This window comes from Amphritea atlantica (assembly GCA_024397875.1).
Lineage (GTDB): Bacteria > Pseudomonadota > Gammaproteobacteria > Pseudomonadales > Balneatricaceae > Amphritea > Amphritea atlantica_B.
Map to the genome: position 1 here is coordinate 1,700,178 of CP073344.1, position 15,064 is coordinate 1,715,241.

Below are 15,064 nucleotides of genomic sequence, written 5' to 3' on the forward strand. Positions count from 1 at the left end.
TGTTGCAGCTGCTTACAAACCGCCAAAGCGTTTATAAAAGCGGGGAGCCGGTTCAGGTAATGAGCCATCGGCAGTCTCCTGAGTTGAAGAGAGATGTTCCTCGGCACCGCGATAGATTAACCGGTAGATATTCCGGCAAAGCACTCTGGCAGATGTTCCGCTCCAGTCGGCAGGAAGCAGTTTTTCAGGTAGTTGCGGGTCTCTCAGCAGGATTCTGCGGTAGTGATGAATCATCAGGGTGCGCAGCTGGAAACACTGCTCCGGGTCCAGTTCTGGCTGCCCCTCCAGTGCTCTGAGAATAGGGCGAAAGCGCTCAAGAAATGCGTGATATCCTTCGGCTAGCTGATCAAGGTTCCAGCACTCATGCACCAGTTCTTTGAGTGGAATGGAGGTTTGGTTGCCTACCAGTTCCGATTTCATATGGATTACATCATTGAGTACGCAGAGTTCCTGCAGCGTAGTGCTGACATCAGTCATATCGGCCATGGGATGTGCCATGACACTCGGCGCAATATTACCGAATCCCAGCCATTCGAGTTCTTTTTTGACAACCTTACGCAACTCATTATCGAGTTGTGTGGTGACTATCATGTCCCATTTGCCATCCCATTCCGGGTAAAGCTCTGCATAAATTCGCCTGAATGCACTTTCAAACCGACGCCGCCCGGTGTCAGTAAGGCTGTAGAAACTTTTGCGTCCGACCTGGCTTGAGGTCAGCCAGCCATCTTTTGTCAGACGAAAAATAGATGTTCTCACCAGCCTCTGGTTGAGTCCCAGTGGCTCTAGTAGCTTAATCAGGCTTCCCAGCCAAACAGTACCGCCTCTTGGGGATATGGCGTCGCCATAGATGGTGATAATTAAAGAGCCACCGCGGATGGGGCGTTGGTTCTTAAAGTCATCAACCAGCTCTTCAATACAACGAAGTTTGTTCATTCGGCACTCATAAAATCTGAACGGAAAGGGTTATCCATACTAAACGGACATGTTAACAGAGGATATTACCAGTAAGTTAAAGAATTTATTTGCAAAAAGATCCCATTAACCCGAGAAGAGGCAATTCAAGCCAAATAGTCTATAAGTACTAGTAACCAATGGTAGTGGTTCATCGGTACTACAGTCTGGACGATTATTTAAACCCTTCAGTTAAAGGGGAAATGTTGGTTGTAGTTGTTTACGAACAAAAGTAATTAAGTTAACATGTTAATTAAAAGAGGTGATCGTCTGAATGTTCAGGAATCCACCGCTATGCCTTACTGATACACATTTCTTTTGCTGTATAGCTAGAATTGTATCATTTTGTTAGTTATGATTCGAAAGACCCTGGGCAGCAATGCCCGGAAAATAATAAATAGGGGTAAAGCCCCAATAATCTCTTATAAAAATTACTGACGTGTATAACGTCGAAGAGATAGCCAGGAGATAGACCGAATGACAAAAATGACTTTCCTCAAAAGTGCGGCTGCAATTGCGCTGGGCACATCCCTCTCTGCTACGGCTCTGGCTGATACTACACTGCGTGTGGCCAGCTGGTTGCCTCCTACCCATCCACAAAATGCGGTTGTCTGGCCGACCTGGTCTAAATGGGTTGAAGAAGCCACCGAAGGCCGTGTCAAGGTTGAGATTGAGTATGGACTGGGCCATCCAAAAACCATGTTTGAGCTGGTGGAAGATGGTGTTGTCGATGCATCCTGGAGTTACCACGGCTATGTGCCGGGTCGTTTTAAACTGACACAAGCGGTTGAGCAGCCGCTGCTGGGAGCGAGTGCTGAAGCTGCATCCGTGGCGCACTGGAAGGTTCATCAGAAATACTTCGCTAAGGCGAATGAGCATGATGGCCTCGAGCTGATCGGTCTGTTTACCCACGGTCCGGGTCAGATTCATACGGCTGGCCCTATCTCGTCACTGGCGGATCTGAAAGGTAAGAAGATTCGTCTGGGTGGTGGCATCCAGGGTGAGATCGGTGAGCGTATGGAGGTTACCGCTGTAGGCGCTCCGGCACCAAAAGTCTATGAGATGATGCAGCAGGGGGTTATTGACGGGGTATTCATTCCGATGGGTGAACAGAAGTCTCTGCGTCTGCATGAGGTTGCTCGCAACGTGGTTGCACTCCCCGGTGGCATGTATTTAGGCAGCTTCGCTATCTTTATGAATCCCGATTTTCTCGCCGATCTTGATGCGAAAGATCGTGAAGCGATTCTCAGTGTGTCTGGTGAGAAGCTCTCAGCAATGGCGGGTAATGCCTGGGATGCGGCCGATGTGGAAGGCCTTAAAGCCGCTCAGGAAAACGGCGTAAACGTTGCTATCGTCAAACAGGGTGATCCGATGGCCGAGGAGTTTAAAGGGCTGACCAAGGGAATGGATGAGGCATTCTACGAAGCTGTAGCGGATCGTGGTGTTGACGCTAAAGCTGCTTTGGCTGAGCTGCGTCAGATCGCCCGCAGCTACAAATAAGGAGCCTGCTATGTCCTTCAGTGCCTGGCTTTCAGCGCACTACGAGGAGAAGGGGCCAGTCGTTTGGCTGGCCTTTTTCCTTGAGTTGGTTGCTGCTATCACGCTTTTTTTTATGATGATGCTGACCTGCGCAGATGTGTTTGGACGTTATTTTCTTGATAATGCTGTTGATGGAGCAACAGAATTAACCGAAATGAGTCTCGCTATTCTTGTTTTTGCCGAGATGCCAGTTATTACCTGGCGCGGTGGTCATGTTGTGGTCGATATTCTGGACCGGGTATTAGGCAGTACAGTGATTAAAGTGCTTGGTCTGCTGTCCGCGCTGCTTATCTCCACTTCGTTGTATTTTCTCGCTGTACGTATCCATGAGCTGGCAGTGCGCTCAAACAGTCGGGGAGAGGTGACAGAGTTTCTGCAAGTCCCCGTTGGTTATATTGTTGAATATATTGCCATTATGAGCTGGGCAACTGCTGCGCTTATGATCAGCTACGGTATCTACCGGCTACTTTTCCTGTCCCGGGACTGATGCCGGATTTTCCGGTAAAAATGCGCTGACAACGTTACAGGTATTATAAGAATGATTACTGCATTAACTGGTTTTGTAATTTTATTGCTGTTTATCGTGGTGGTACGCGTGCCTATCGCTTTTGCGATGGGCCTGGTGGGCTTCTTCGGGTTTGCGTATATGCAGGGCCTGAGCTTCGAAAACATTATGGATTTTAACTGGAACTCCTCGCTGTCTATGGCTTCCAAGCGGGTTATCAATACCGCTCAGGAATATAGTCTGTCGGTTATTCCGTTATTTATTCTGATGGGGAACCTGGTAACCAAGTCGGGTCTTTCTCATGAACTTTATAGGGCATCTTACGCCTTTCTGGGTCATCGTAAGGGAGGCTTGTCCATGGCGACGGTGGTTGCCTGTGGCGGCTTTTCTGCTATCTGTGGTTCCAGTCTGGCTACTTCTGCAACCATGGCAAAGGTGGCTATGCCACCGATGCGTAAATATGGCTATGCCGATTCTCTGGCAACGGCATCCATTGCTGCCGGTGGTACGCTGGGAATACTGATTCCTCCCTCTGTCATTCTGGTTATCTATGGCCTGTTAACTGAGACCAGTATCCGTGAGTTATTTGCGGCGGGCTTTATCCCCGGTTTTCTGGGTATTTTACTCTACCTTTTTGCCGTTCGGTATGTTGTCTGGCGCACACCAGAGGCAGGCCCTTGCGGTGATAAAATGAGCTGGCCTGAGAGGATCCAGGCTCTGAATGGTGTCTGGGGCGTTCTGGCACTGTTCTCTGTTGTGATGGGGGGTATCTATCTGGGTATCTTTACACCGACAGAAGCGGCGGGTATCGGTGCGGGAGGTGCGTTTATTATCGCCCTGTACCGCAGGTCTCTGACCTTTGGCAGTCTGTTTGATATTCTGTCGGATACCGCCCGTACTTCGGCGATGCTTTTTGGCGTGCTGATCGGTGCCCTGATCTTCTCCAATTTTATTAACCGCGCGGGATTACCATCGGACCTCCTGGATCTGGTGACTAGTCTGGATGTGGCGCCAATGGTCGTTATTCTGGTGATTCTGGCGATCTACATTGTGCTGGGGATGGTGTTCGAGAGCTTGTCGATGCTGCTTCTGACGGTGCCGATCTTTTTCCCACTGGTTCAGAGTCTCGGCTTTGATCTTGTGTGGTTTGGCATTGTGGTGGTAGTAGTAACCGAGATCAGTCTGATTACCCCACCGGTTGGCATGAACGTGTTTGTGTTAAGCGCGGTGCTGAAAGATGTTAAAGCCAGCACCATCTTTAAAGGGGTTACCCCGTTCTGGTGTGCTGATATTGTACGCCTTGCGTTGATTACCTTTATTTCATCGATATCACTATTCCTGCCTGAACTGCTGTATCGATAATATTTTTCCGGCCCCTCCGGGGGCCAAATCTATCAGAAGGTTACCGCTATGCTACCTGATGTAAAAAAGATTCTTTATGCGTCTGATATTGATAAAGGCTCACGGCCTGCATTCCGGGCGGCGATGAGCCTGTGTGGCCACTATCATTCTGAGATAACCTACCTTCATGTCATCGAGCCACTCAGCGCTTCGGCGAAGAGTATCATACAGAACGAGATCAGTGAGGATGCTTTGAATGAGCTGCATGATCAGAGCCTGGAAAATCTCAAGATAAAAATTGAAGAGCGTATCAGACTTTTTTGTGAAACTGAGCTTGAGCAGAATGAGATGCTGGAAGAGGGTTCCGTTATGTCCCGGGTTGAGGAGGGAACTCCCTGGAAAACAATACTTCGGGTGGCGGATGAGATTGATGCTGATGTTATCGTGATGGGCACCCGGACACACTCAGCGATGGGTCAGTTTCTGTTAGGCTCAACCGCAAATAAGGTGATGCATAATTCGAAGCGGCCGGTATTGATCGTGCCACTATAATCACGGATTTTATTAGATAAGAAGCGGCCATCGAGGCCGCTTTAATGAGATGGTTCCCCTCGCTTTTAACCAGCTATGCTGGAAAGGCGACGAAACCAACAAGGAGAACCATCTCATGTCTATCAAAGTCCTTGGAATCGATTTAGGCAAGTCTTCTTTTCATTTAATTGGTCGTGATTCTCACGATAAGCAAGTCTGCAAAAAGAAACTCTCTCGTCATCAGCTCATTACTTTTATAGCACAACTACCGCCATGCATTATTGCGTTTGAAGCATGCGGTGGCGCGCACTGGTTAGGCCGTCTCTGCATGAGTTATGGTCACGACGTCCGATTAATCCCGCCTCAATATGTTAAACCTTTTGTTAAAGGTAATAAAAACGACTTCATTGATGCGCAAGCGATTACTGAGGCGGCAGGTCGTCCGGATATGCGGTTTGTCGCAGTGAAGTCAGTTGACGCACAAAGTCAGGTAGTCGTACATCGAGTACGTGAAGGCTTCGTAGCGGAGCGCACAGCTTGTATGTCACGTATTGGCGCGCTGTTATTGGAATTCGGTTTATCCCTTCCACGTGGTCACTCAGCGATGAAAAAGCTGTTTTCATGGCTAAGCACACAAAAAGTTACACTATGCCCAGCCATCATAGGTGAGCTTCAAGTGATGCATGATCACTACCGCTACTTAAATGAGCAAATAGCCGAACAAGATATAAAAATCGTTAGGCAGGTTAAGCAAAGCAGTCGTTGCCAGCTACTAAAAACCGTTCCTGGTATTGGTGATATGACTGCAAGCCAATTAGCAGCAGAAGTGGGCAATGCTCATCAGTTTAAAAGCGGTCGAGAAATGGCTGCTTGGTTAGGGTTGGTGCCGCGGCAATATTCGACAGGAGGGAGGTCGAAGTTATTAGGTATTAGTAAGCGTGGAAATAAACGCCTTAGATGCTTATTAGTGCACGGAGCCAGAGCGATCCTATCACGATTGGATAACTATCGGGGGCCGATGTATGACTGGCTAAGAAAGCTGAGAGCAAGTAAATCATTTAATACGGTCTGTATTGCTCTGGCAAACAAGCTGTCACGAATAGCGTATGCTGTTTTAAGCAAGAATGAGCCTTACCAGTCACAGCAGGTTTAATCAGGTTTGCAATAACAGAGCGTGATGATGAAAAGGGTTGACCGTCCGGGTAGTAAACCTGTCACAAAAAACAGCTGTTATAAGCTGTCGGTTTTTTAAGGGCTATCTGGCGCGGATGCTCATCGTGGAGCAGGAATGAAACATTCCTAATTAAAGACTCCGAATACATTAGCGCAAAACCACCTCATGATCACAAATCTGTGTTGCAATCATGAGGGGAACCATACATTTTTGTATCTGTCGGATGATTATTCTCTTTTTGGAATTAATATTGTGTCTTGGGTTGTGCCCTGATAGGTTAAAGCCCAATTGGTATTGAGGAGTGGCGGAGAATGGATGTATTGGCGGCAATGGGTGTTTTTGTACGGGTGGTTGACCTTAAGAGTTTTTCTCTGGCCGCCGCTGAGCTTGGGATCTCCAGCTCTTCCGTCAGCAAGCAGGTTTCCCATCTGGAACAGCATGTGGGTGCGCGGCTTCTGCAGCGAACAACCCGACGCCTCAGTGTGACCGAAGTCGGCGCTGCCTACCATGAAAAGTGTCAGGCTATTCTTTCAGATGTGGACGAAGCCGAAAACCTTGTGTCTCAGTTGCAGGGCAAACCTAAAGGGGTGTTGAAGATTAACGCTAACATGACCTTTGGGCAGCAACTGCTTTCCAGAGCGATACCTGAGTTTATGGCTGCTTATCCGGATGTTCAGCTGGAAGTCGCTCTGGATGATAGTGATGTTGAGCTGCTCAAAGACGGCTTCGATCTGGCGTTAAGAATCACCCATCCTTCACTGCCCGATTCCAGTCTGATTGCCCGCGAGATTGCATCCGTACCGTTGTTTCTCTGTGCTACCCCGGCTTATCTTGCGCAGCATGGTCACCCGCAGACACCTGAGGCCCTGAAGCAGCACAACTGCCTGGTGTTCATGCTGGCAAGTAATACCAACACCTGGACCCTGACAAACACTGCAGGAAGTCAGACCATTCAGGTCGGCGGGGATCTGAAAGCAAACAATAGTCTTATGGTATTGCAGGCCGCGCTGGCTCATCGGGGCGTGGCTAATCTTGCCTCTTTTGTGATCGGCAAATATGTTGAAGAAGGGCAGTTAGAGTTGTTGCTGCCTGACTATCAGGCTGAGCGACTCAGCCTGTACGCAATCTATCCCGAGCGTAAATATATTGCCCCTAAAGTAAGCCTGTTTATTGAGTTTTTTAAGGGGTGGCTGGATGATAATCTTCAGCAGAAATTTGATCTTACGGGGCATTTATAGCATTTCTGTATCAACAGGTACGGGCTCTTTTAAATCAATAATTAACTTTTACTTGTTGGGTTAAGTGTTTGTAATATAATTATTAATTAATGATGGTGGTTAATATGATTTTGTACGATTACTGTCGCTCTTCAGCGGCTTATCGTGTCCGTATCGCGCTTAATCTTAAACACGTTGAATATCAGCAGGTACCGATCAGTTTGCTCGCAGGTGAGCAGCGTTCAGCTGATTATCTGGCCAGAAATCCGCAAGGACTGGTTCCTGCGTTGCAGGATGGGGAGTTGCTGTTAACCCAGTCGCTGGCGATCTGTGAATACCTGGATGAGACCTGTGCCAATGCTCAGCCCCTGTTACCGGAAAACAGCGGCGACAGAGCTATCGTGAGGGCCATGGCGCAACTGGTGGCCTGTGATATTCACCCGGTTAATAATCTGCGCATGCTTAACTACCTGGTGTCTGAATTAGGTGCCAGCGATGCACAGAAGACGCAGTGGTACCGGCACTGGATTTATCAGGGGTTTAATGCCCTGGAACAGACACTCAGCGACACCGCCGGTGAATATAGTTTTGGTAACACAGTGACTCTGGCAGATCTTTGTCTGGTTCCGCAGGTGTTTAATGCCAACCGGTTCAAGTGTAATCTCGACAGTTATCCCAATATCGTCCGGGTTAATGAGAACTGCTTAAAGCTCAGGGCATTTGCCGATGCTCATCCCGATCTGCAACCGGGTGCTTAAAAAGAAGGCCGCGGATGCGGCCTGTGTCTGGAGATAAACAGAGGGCTGGATCTGTCAGTCAAGGTCGTTGAGTGCCTGCATCGCTTCTTTACTCCAGTCCAGCGCTTTGCGATAGCTGCTTTCATAGAGGTTAGAATCGAAATCGGTGGGCAGCAGATCCCAGTCACCGGCTTCGTAGTTGCCGACAAACATCAGTGTTTCACCCATATCTCCTGCGTTAAGGAGGATCGCATTTTTGATTTCGTCACTTAGCGGAACCTCTCTGAGCATCGATTCGCGATCGATATCCAGCAGCAGATGCAGGTTGGACATCATACCGGTCATGAAATAGCTGCCCGGGTTGCTGCGTTTAGTCGCCAGTGCGATCTCTTCACACATTCGTCCGCGGACCAGCAGGCCGCGGCAGATCTCTTCCGGTTTACCGCTCTGATTGTTCAGTGCGATCAGAGTGGCCCACTTGCGTATCTGTGTCATTCCCAGCATGACGACGGCCTCAGTCAGGGATTCAACCTTACGGACCAGAGAGTAGGCTGCAGAGTTAACGATGCGCAGGAGTTTATAGGTCAGTACCGGATCGCGAATAATCAGATGTTCAAGGCGTTCTGGCGTGGTATTGGGATTCTGGAGTTCCTGAACCAGTTCAAACAGTGTTGCCTGGTTGGGGTCAACTTTTTTGCCTTTAACCAGTTTGGGTTTACTGAGAAAGTGTCCCTGAAACAGTTTAAAACCGAGTTTATTACACTCTTCAAGCATCTCAACGGTCTGGATTTTTTCCGCCAGCAGGGTGACCTTGAAGGGCGTCAGCAGGCGTACCTGTTCTGCAACCTCTTCAAAGCTCATATTCTGAACATCTACTTTTACAATATGAGCCATCTTTAACAGGGGTTCATATTGGGGTTTATAGGTGAAATGATCCAGAGCAATCCGGTAGCCCGCCTTAACAAGGTGGTATATAGCAACGATTACTTCACGATCTATTTTAATGTTCTGATGAATTTCCAGCACGATATTTTTGCGCGGTAACTCTGGAAAATCGTCAGAGACCAGTAGGTCACGACTGAGATTGATAAACGCGGGTACCCGCTTAAGCTCACCCTGATCTGAGATGCTGGTGTAGGAGTTGAGGATTACCTCACTGGTGCTGCCTGAATTGCGAAACAGACCGTTCTCTGAGCCCTGCTCATCCCGGTAGAGCAGTTCATAAGCTACAACCCTCTGGGTGCGATCAAAGATCGGCTGTCGGGCCATCAGAACTTGTGAATCTGATGTGGTTTCCATATAGGTGTTTTCCATTTAAAACTGCTTTTGACGTAAGCATATAATTAGCGGCGTCTATTGTCAGCCGCCTTTATCACCATTACAAGTAATCAGATATTAGATAAACAGCAAAACAAGTCGCTGTTTTCTATGCTACAGGTATAATGTTGCTCCCTGATTTAGCAGACTGTGATTATGAGTACAATTAACTGGTTCCCGGGCCATATGCATAAAGCCCGCAAAGAGATCGCCCAGGTGATGGATGAGATCGATGTGGTGATTGAAGTTCTTGATGCGCGTCTGCCTGTGTCCAGTGAAAATCCGATGGTGTCTCAGCTGCGAAAAGGGACGCCGGTTATCAAACTGCTTAATAAAAGCGATCTGGCTGACCCGGCCCGTACTCAGGAGTGGGTCGATTTTTATAATAGTCTGCCGGACACGCAGGCGCTGATGATCGACTATTCGCAGAAAAAGCTGATCAGTAGCATACCTGACCTGTGTAATAAGCTGGTGCCTTCGCGGAGTAATAATGGCCGTCAGGTGCGGGCGATGATTATGGGGATTCCCAATGTAGGGAAGTCCACCATGATTAATGCCCTGCTGGGTAAGAAAATCGCCAAAGTGGGTAACGAGCCGGCAGTAACAAAGGGTCAGAAGCGTTTTACGCTGCGCAACGGTATGGCGTTATCAGATACGCCGGGTATGCTCTGGCCAAAGATTGAAGATGTCGACTCCGGCTACCGGCTGGCGGCCAGTGGTGCTATCAAAAACACCGCAATCGAGTTTGAAGATGTTGCCCTTTATGCCGCTGACTTTTTGCTTAGGGACTATCCGCAATTGTTGCTGGATCGTTATAAACTGAAACAGTTACCGGAGCGGGGAGATCTGCTGCTTGAAGCCATCGGCCGCAAGCGGGGAGGGCTGAGACCCGGTGGCGTTATCGATATGCATAAAGCTTCAGAGATATTGCTCAACGAGTTGCGCGGTGGGCAGCTGGGTCAGATAACTTACGAATCCGTGGGCGAATGGCTGGAAAAGTGGGAGCAGCAAAGGCTTGAAGCTGAACGCCTCGAGCTTGAAAGAGAAGAACAGGAACGGTTAGAAGCAGAGTCACAGAGTGATCGCTCGGCTCACCGTAATAAAGGTAATTGAAATGTCACGTATAAAGAAAAAACGCACCTCGCCAAAACCAATTTTTCTGGATATTCCGCGTCGTAGCGAGAAACTGGCTGATCCCGATAGCTATGAAAGCCGCAAGCGCCGCAATCAGGAACAGAAGAAGAAACATAAGTCGGTGTATGAAAAAGCCCGCGAAGCTGAGCTGGCAGCAGAGTCCGCTCAACAACAGCGCGATACCCCCCTGGCGGACAAGATTCGTCGACTGAAGCGCGCTGAAGAGGCTCGTAAAGCGGCCGCAGAGGAGAAATAAATCCCTGTCGGAGTTTGATCTCCGCTAAAGCGTCATCTACGTTTACTGGTGCCTGCAGATAAACTGCAGGCGGTAAACGGAGATCAGACTATGACTCATGCTGATGTTCATCGTGCAGGCAACGCGCCTGCCAGGGTTGACCTGATAGAGGGCGAGACTTATTGCTGGTGCGCCTGTGGTCGTTCTGCTAATCAGCCTTTCTGTGATGGTTCTCACCAGGGTACCGGGCTGGATCCGGTGGTATTTATCGCCCGCAAAAGTGAAACTGTATTGCTCTGCCGCTGTAAACAAACAGGTACACCCCCCCTCTGTGACGGCAGTCACAATAAGAGCCAATAGTACTCGCTAGAGTTTTCCTGACTGGGTACAATGCGGTTCTTTTTTCTAGCAGGAATAGTTTACCTTGCAACAGGTTGATGTGGTGATAATAGGTGCCGGAGCCTCTGGTCTGATGTGTGCTGCTACAGCAGGCTACCGGGGACGGTCGGTTCTGCTGCTGGAGCATACCGGCAAAATTGGCCGGAAGATTCTGATGTCCGGTGGTGGCCGCTGTAATTTCACTAATATGCACAACAGTCCGGCTAATTTTCTCTCGCAAAATCCCCATTTCTGTAAATCGGCGTTGAGTCGCTACACCGCACAGGATTTTATCGATCTGGTTGATCGTCACGGTGTGGAGTATCACGAGAAAACCCTGGGGCAACTGTTCTGCAACGAATCCAGCAAAGAGATACTGCAGGTTTTACTGACTGAGTGTGACTGGGCGGGGGTTGAGATTAAAACCGAAACCCAGGTGCATAAACTACAGCAAACCGATAACGGTTTTCAGTTGCAAACCACCTTGGGGAATATTGCGGCAAAATCCGTGGTTGTCGCCACCGGTGGTCTGTCTATTCCAAATGGTGGGGCAACCAGCTTTGCCTACGATATAGCTGAACAGTTCTCCCTCAGCGTTTTACCACGATCAGCCGCACTGGTTCCCTTTACCCTGCAACCGAAAGATAAAGAGCAGCTCAGTGAGTTGTCCGGTGTCTCTCACCGGGTGCGGGCGAGCATCGGCAAAACCAGCTTTGTCGAAATGATGCTGTTTACCCATCGTGGCCTGAGTGGTCCTGCGATGCTGCAGATCTCGAACTACTGGCAGCCGGGTATGGAGGTTGAGATCGATCTGTTTCCCGACTTTGATCTGCTTGAGTGGCTCAAAGAACAGCGTGATAGCCGGCCTAAGGCCGAGATTACCACTATTATGGCGCAGCAGATGAGTAAGCGTATGGCGCAAATACTCTGCACAAAGTTTGAATTAACGGGCGTTATGGGTAATTTTTCCAATAAACAGCTGGAAGCCATCGCCTCTGCATTTCATAACTGGACGGTAAAGCCGTCGGGTACCGAGGGCTACCGTACGGCGGAAGTTACACTGGGCGGTATCGATACCGATGCGATCAACCAGAAAACCATGGAGGCAAAAACACTTCCTGGCCTCTATTTCATTGGCGAGTGCCTGGATGTCACCGGACACTTAGGTGGCCACAACTTCCAGTGGGCCTGGGCTTCGGGTGTTGCCGCAGGGCAGGCGGTTTAGTGTATTGGGGTATTAAAAACGAAGACTATTGGCGTTACAGAGCAGCGCTAGTGACTTCCTTTTTTGAACGTTTTTGCTCATACATGCGTTTATCTGCCAAGGACAAACACTCAGATAAGTTGTCAGATTCATGGCTGTTTGCAATCCCATAACTTAAGCTTGCTTGTTGCCAGCCGGCCTGCATTAACTCTTGCTCGGTTTGAGCGATGAGTTGCGAGATTTTTGTCAGCAGGTTTTTATCATTCTGTTTTCTAACTATTAGCCAGATAAATTCATCGCCACCCGTTCGAAAGACTTCACCGATTCCCTTCAGCTTACGCTGCATTATGTCTGCAGATTCAATTAAAAACCTATCGCCTTGTTCGTGTCCTAGTGTGTCATTCAACTGTTTGAAACCGTCAAAATCGATGAAGGTTAGATAATAAGGTGAAGATAACTTACTTAACCTTTCACTAAATAAGTGACGGTTACCGACATTGGTTAATGGATCTATCCGCGAGAGAGTGTAACTGCGGTAATATTCCTTCTGCTGAATGTGAATCCATTCAGATAAAGACAACAAAATACAGATACAATCAACCGTTAAAGCCAGCAATACAACGAGCTCAGGCAATAGGTCCCCGTTTACCTGTTTGGTATGTGAAAGCACGTAGTACCCCAAAGCCAGGCCATAGGTCAGATTTCCCGCCAAATAATATTTAGCACGAAAGTCACTTTTCCCCAGCATAAAGAAGCCAATACTGACTGATATGGGAATCCAAAAGGCCGCAATTATGTGTGAAATCAAGTAACTGGATGCAAACGGTAACACCCACATCAATATGCCCAGAGCAACGCTGGTGATGGAAACACCGTGCAAAAATCTGCTTAGTCTTAAATAGTCTTGCGGGCAGTTAAATAACATTTTGGTGAACAGGCTTGCAGCAGCAATGGCAAAGGGGAAAATCAGTATGCCTGCATAAGCAGGGTTAATTGCTGAAATGTTAAACAGATAACCCAGTTGCCCCGATGCTGCAAACCAGCCAAGGCCATGCAAGCCCACATAACCAGCGCATGCCAGAATGATCATTTGTCGAGTGCGTACATAGGTGAAAACAGCTATCACAGCCAAAGTTAACATCACTGCAATGCTGATAGCTGTCAGTATATTGTCCTTAAATTGTTGATAATAAAACTTAGATTCAGGTATTAACCTGACCGTTACCGGGACGGCAAATCGCTTAGCTTCAATATAAATCCACAGTTCAACGGTGTCTCCACTCTCAATAAAGAGCGGAAAAACTTGCGCATGAGCTAACTTAGGATTGGCCGTGGAGCGTTGGCTAAAGTTTGCCTGATCAACCACATCATTGGTAGTGCTTTGCCAATAGGCCAGGCCCTGGTCCAGATAGTTAGCATGTAGATTAACAAACCATAGTTTTCCGGCATTGCTGGCATTGCGAATAACGAATTTGGTGACAAAAGCCCCGTGCATGCCGATGGTGGAATCTACCGTTGGCGAAGCATGATAGAGGTGCTTGATATCTGAAAGCGTTGAGGGGGTGGGAGCTGAATTAACACGTCTCCAGAAATTAAGCTCTTCTATTGCGGATGTTTGTTGCTGAGACAAGGAAATTGGGTCTTGGGCATAACATGTGCCACTGTTTAGCATAATGACCAGCACACTGAACAGCACTACAAATCCATGTTTCATTTGCGATTCAATATCCTTATTCCAGAAAAACAATTATTGCTCATAGGGCCTTGGTCTACAAGTGAGTTTCAGGTATTTCAAGCGGATGACATTAGTTTTAAAGGCCCGGACGTTCGGAATTAGTTTGCTCAGAATAGGCTACTGGGGGAACTATTATTCATCAGTCTCCAAGCCCCGATAGTAAATGTTCCAAAAACACTTTCACTTTCTCCAGTGGGTATTTTCTCCCCGAGTAAAATGCGTATAGCACAAGGTCTTCCGGTTCGCTGTTAAGGTCAATTTGGATAAGAGAGCCGTTGTCTATTTCTGCCTGGCATGCATGAGTGGGTAAGATGGCAAAGCCCAGTCCTTTCAGTGCGGCTGTTTTGGCCATGTTACCACTGTTGACCTTATAGCTGGACTGCACCTGAATGGTCTGGTTCTGTTTAAATCGCCAGGGCATTCCCTGTAGTACAGAGAGACTGGTTATACAGGGCATTTTGCGCAGTTCATCCAGAGAGTGTGGCAATGGATGATGTTCAAGTAACCGGGGTGCGACAACCACGCAACTTGACCAGCGCAGTATCTCCTTCGCGACCCAGCCAGAATCTTCCAATGGGCCACGGCCAAAGCGCAGCACCAGATCGAACCCCTCTAACATACCTTCCGTCGGGTTTAACTGGGTATCACAGCTAAGCTTTATTTTCGGGTGAAGCGAGCAAAAGTCAGCGATGCTTTCAGCCAGAAAGGGGAGATCAGGCATGATGATTTTAAGGTGGCCAGACAGGCTGTCGCCCTGCAGAGAAACATCTTCAAGTACATCATTCATTGCCTGAATGAGGGGGGTAATGGAACGGTAAAGCTGGTTACCTGCAGCGGTTGGGATCATCTTGCGTGTGGTGCGCTCCAATAATCGCACATTTAACTGCTGCTCTAATAAGGCGACATGGCGACTGACGTTAGATGTTGGCAGTTGCAGTTGATCTGCCGCCAGCTTGAAGCTCAGCTGTTGATATACCGTCTGGAAGCTGAGTAGCCATCGAAGTTCGATTTTATCAATCATTAATTAACTCATTAAATGGGATTAATAACCCAATAATACCTTATT

General features: G+C 48.2%; 15 protein-coding genes. 11 read left to right on the forward strand and 4 right to left on the reverse strand.

All coding sequences use genetic code 11. The features are described 5' to 3' along the window. Positions 1–12: 12 nt before the first annotated feature. Positions 13–933: a phenylacetic acid degradation operon negative regulatory protein PaaX gene (gene paaX / locus KDX31_07740; protein ID UTW04877.1), complete on the reverse strand. Its 921-nt coding sequence runs from the start codon at positions 931–933 to the stop codon at positions 13–15. Positions 934–1,428: 495 nt separating this feature from the next. Here paaX and KDX31_07745 point away from each other — a divergent pair, with 495 nt between their 5' ends. The 7 genes from KDX31_07745 to maiA all read left to right on the forward strand — a co-directional run bounded on the left by KDX31_07745 (position 1,429) and on the right by maiA (position 8,016). Next, positions 1,429–2,451: a TRAP transporter substrate-binding protein gene (locus KDX31_07745; GenBank protein UTW04878.1), complete on the forward strand. Its 1,023-nt coding sequence runs from the start codon at positions 1,429–1,431 to the stop codon at positions 2,449–2,451. 10 nt (positions 2,452–2,461) lie between these two features. Further along, on the forward strand, positions 2,462–2,977 hold the full coding sequence (locus KDX31_07750; protein UTW04879.1) for a TRAP transporter small permease: 516 nt from the start codon (positions 2,462–2,464) through the stop codon (positions 2,975–2,977). A gap of 51 nt (positions 2,978–3,028) precedes the next feature. Next, positions 3,029–4,357 (forward strand): TRAP transporter large permease, encoded by a 1,329-nt coding sequence (locus tag KDX31_07755; GenBank protein UTW04880.1) that lies wholly within the window; start codon positions 3,029–3,031, stop codon positions 4,355–4,357. Between the two features lie 48 nt (positions 4,358–4,405). Then, complete coding sequence (locus KDX31_07760) at positions 4,406–4,888, forward strand: universal stress protein (GenBank protein UTW04881.1); 483 nt, start codon at positions 4,406–4,408, stop codon at positions 4,886–4,888. Between the two features lie 115 nt (positions 4,889–5,003). Beyond that, positions 5,004–6,020: an IS110 family transposase gene (locus KDX31_07765; GenBank protein UTW04882.1), complete on the forward strand. Its 1,017-nt coding sequence runs from the start codon at positions 5,004–5,006 to the stop codon at positions 6,018–6,020. Positions 6,021–6,352: 332 nt separating this feature from the next. Continuing rightward, positions 6,353–7,279: a LysR family transcriptional regulator gene (locus KDX31_07770; GenBank protein UTW04883.1), complete on the forward strand. Its 927-nt coding sequence runs from the start codon at positions 6,353–6,355 to the stop codon at positions 7,277–7,279. A gap of 104 nt (positions 7,280–7,383) precedes the next feature. After that, a complete protein-coding gene (gene maiA, locus KDX31_07775; GenBank protein ID UTW04884.1) occupies positions 7,384–8,016 on the forward strand; it encodes a maleylacetoacetate isomerase in 633 nt (210 codons plus the stop codon). A gap of 54 nt (positions 8,017–8,070) precedes the next feature. Here maiA and KDX31_07780 read toward each other — a convergent pair whose 3' ends face one another. Beyond that, positions 8,071–9,294, reverse strand: coding sequence for an HDOD domain-containing protein (locus KDX31_07780; protein UTW04885.1), 1,224 nt, complete (start codon positions 9,292–9,294; stop codon positions 8,071–8,073). Positions 9,295–9,468: 174 nt separating this feature from the next. On the opposite strand from KDX31_07780, the gene ylqF reads away from it, so the two are divergent. The 4 genes from ylqF to KDX31_07800 all read left to right on the forward strand — a co-directional run bounded on the left by ylqF (position 9,469) and on the right by KDX31_07800 (position 12,284). Next, the gene (gene ylqF / locus KDX31_07785) at positions 9,469–10,425 is read left to right on the forward strand and encodes a ribosome biogenesis GTPase YlqF (protein UTW04886.1); all 957 of its coding nucleotides are present in this window, start codon (positions 9,469–9,471) and stop codon (positions 10,423–10,425) included. A gap of 1 nt (position 10,426) precedes the next feature. Further along, positions 10,427–10,702 (forward strand): hypothetical protein, encoded by a 276-nt coding sequence (locus KDX31_07790; GenBank protein ID UTW04887.1) that lies wholly within the window; start codon positions 10,427–10,429, stop codon positions 10,700–10,702. Between the two features lie 90 nt (positions 10,703–10,792). Further along, entirely contained in the window at positions 10,793–11,041 is a 249-nt protein-coding gene (locus KDX31_07795) for a CDGSH iron-sulfur domain-containing protein (protein UTW04888.1), read from the forward strand. Positions 11,042–11,105: 64 nt separating this feature from the next. After that, on the forward strand, positions 11,106–12,284 hold the full coding sequence (locus tag KDX31_07800; GenBank protein UTW04889.1) for an NAD(P)/FAD-dependent oxidoreductase: 1,179 nt from the start codon (positions 11,106–11,108) through the stop codon (positions 12,282–12,284). 34 nt (positions 12,285–12,318) lie between these two features. Here KDX31_07800 and KDX31_07805 read toward each other — a convergent pair whose 3' ends face one another. Both KDX31_07805 and KDX31_07810 read right to left on the reverse strand, forming a co-directional pair. Beyond that, positions 12,319–13,977 (reverse strand): diguanylate cyclase, encoded by a 1,659-nt coding sequence (locus KDX31_07805; protein ID UTW04890.1) that lies wholly within the window; start codon positions 13,975–13,977, stop codon positions 12,319–12,321. A 160-nt stretch (positions 13,978–14,137) separates the two neighbouring features. Beyond that, a complete protein-coding gene (locus tag KDX31_07810) occupies positions 14,138–15,019 on the reverse strand; it encodes a LysR family transcriptional regulator (GenBank protein UTW04891.1) in 882 nt (293 codons plus the stop codon). Between the last annotated feature and the right edge of the window lie 45 nt (positions 15,020–15,064).

Coding starts and splice junctions, on each gene's coding strand:
- ylqF (UTW04886.1), top strand. CDS start 9,469: ATGAGTACAATTAACTGGTTCCCGGGCCATATGCATAAAGCCCGCAAA.
- KDX31_07795 (UTW04888.1), top strand. CDS start 10,793: ATGACTCATGCTGATGTTCATCGTGCAGGCAACGCGCCTGCCAGGGTT.
- KDX31_07750 (UTW04879.1), top strand. CDS start 2,462: ATGTCCTTCAGTGCCTGGCTTTCAGCGCACTACGAGGAGAAGGGGCCA.
- KDX31_07770 (UTW04883.1), top strand. CDS start 6,353: ATGGATGTATTGGCGGCAATGGGTGTTTTTGTACGGGTGGTTGACCTT.
- maiA (UTW04884.1), top strand. CDS start 7,384: ATGATTTTGTACGATTACTGTCGCTCTTCAGCGGCTTATCGTGTCCGT.
- KDX31_07810 (UTW04891.1), bottom strand. CDS start 15,019: ATGATTGATAAAATCGAACTTCGATGGCTACTCAGCTTCCAGACGGTA.
- KDX31_07765 (UTW04882.1), top strand. CDS start 5,004: ATGTCTATCAAAGTCCTTGGAATCGATTTAGGCAAGTCTTCTTTTCAT.
- KDX31_07755 (UTW04880.1), top strand. CDS start 3,029: ATGATTACTGCATTAACTGGTTTTGTAATTTTATTGCTGTTTATCGTG.
- KDX31_07790 (UTW04887.1), top strand. CDS start 10,427: ATGTCACGTATAAAGAAAAAACGCACCTCGCCAAAACCAATTTTTCTG.
- KDX31_07780 (UTW04885.1), bottom strand. CDS start 9,294: ATGGAAACCACATCAGATTCACAAGTTCTGATGGCCCGACAGCCGATC.
- KDX31_07745 (UTW04878.1), top strand. CDS start 1,429: ATGACAAAAATGACTTTCCTCAAAAGTGCGGCTGCAATTGCGCTGGGC.
- KDX31_07760 (UTW04881.1), top strand. CDS start 4,406: ATGCTACCTGATGTAAAAAAGATTCTTTATGCGTCTGATATTGATAAA.
- KDX31_07805 (UTW04890.1), bottom strand. CDS start 13,977: ATGAAACATGGATTTGTAGTGCTGTTCAGTGTGCTGGTCATTATGCTA.
- paaX (UTW04877.1), bottom strand. CDS start 933: ATGAACAAACTTCGTTGTATTGAAGAGCTGGTTGATGACTTTAAGAAC.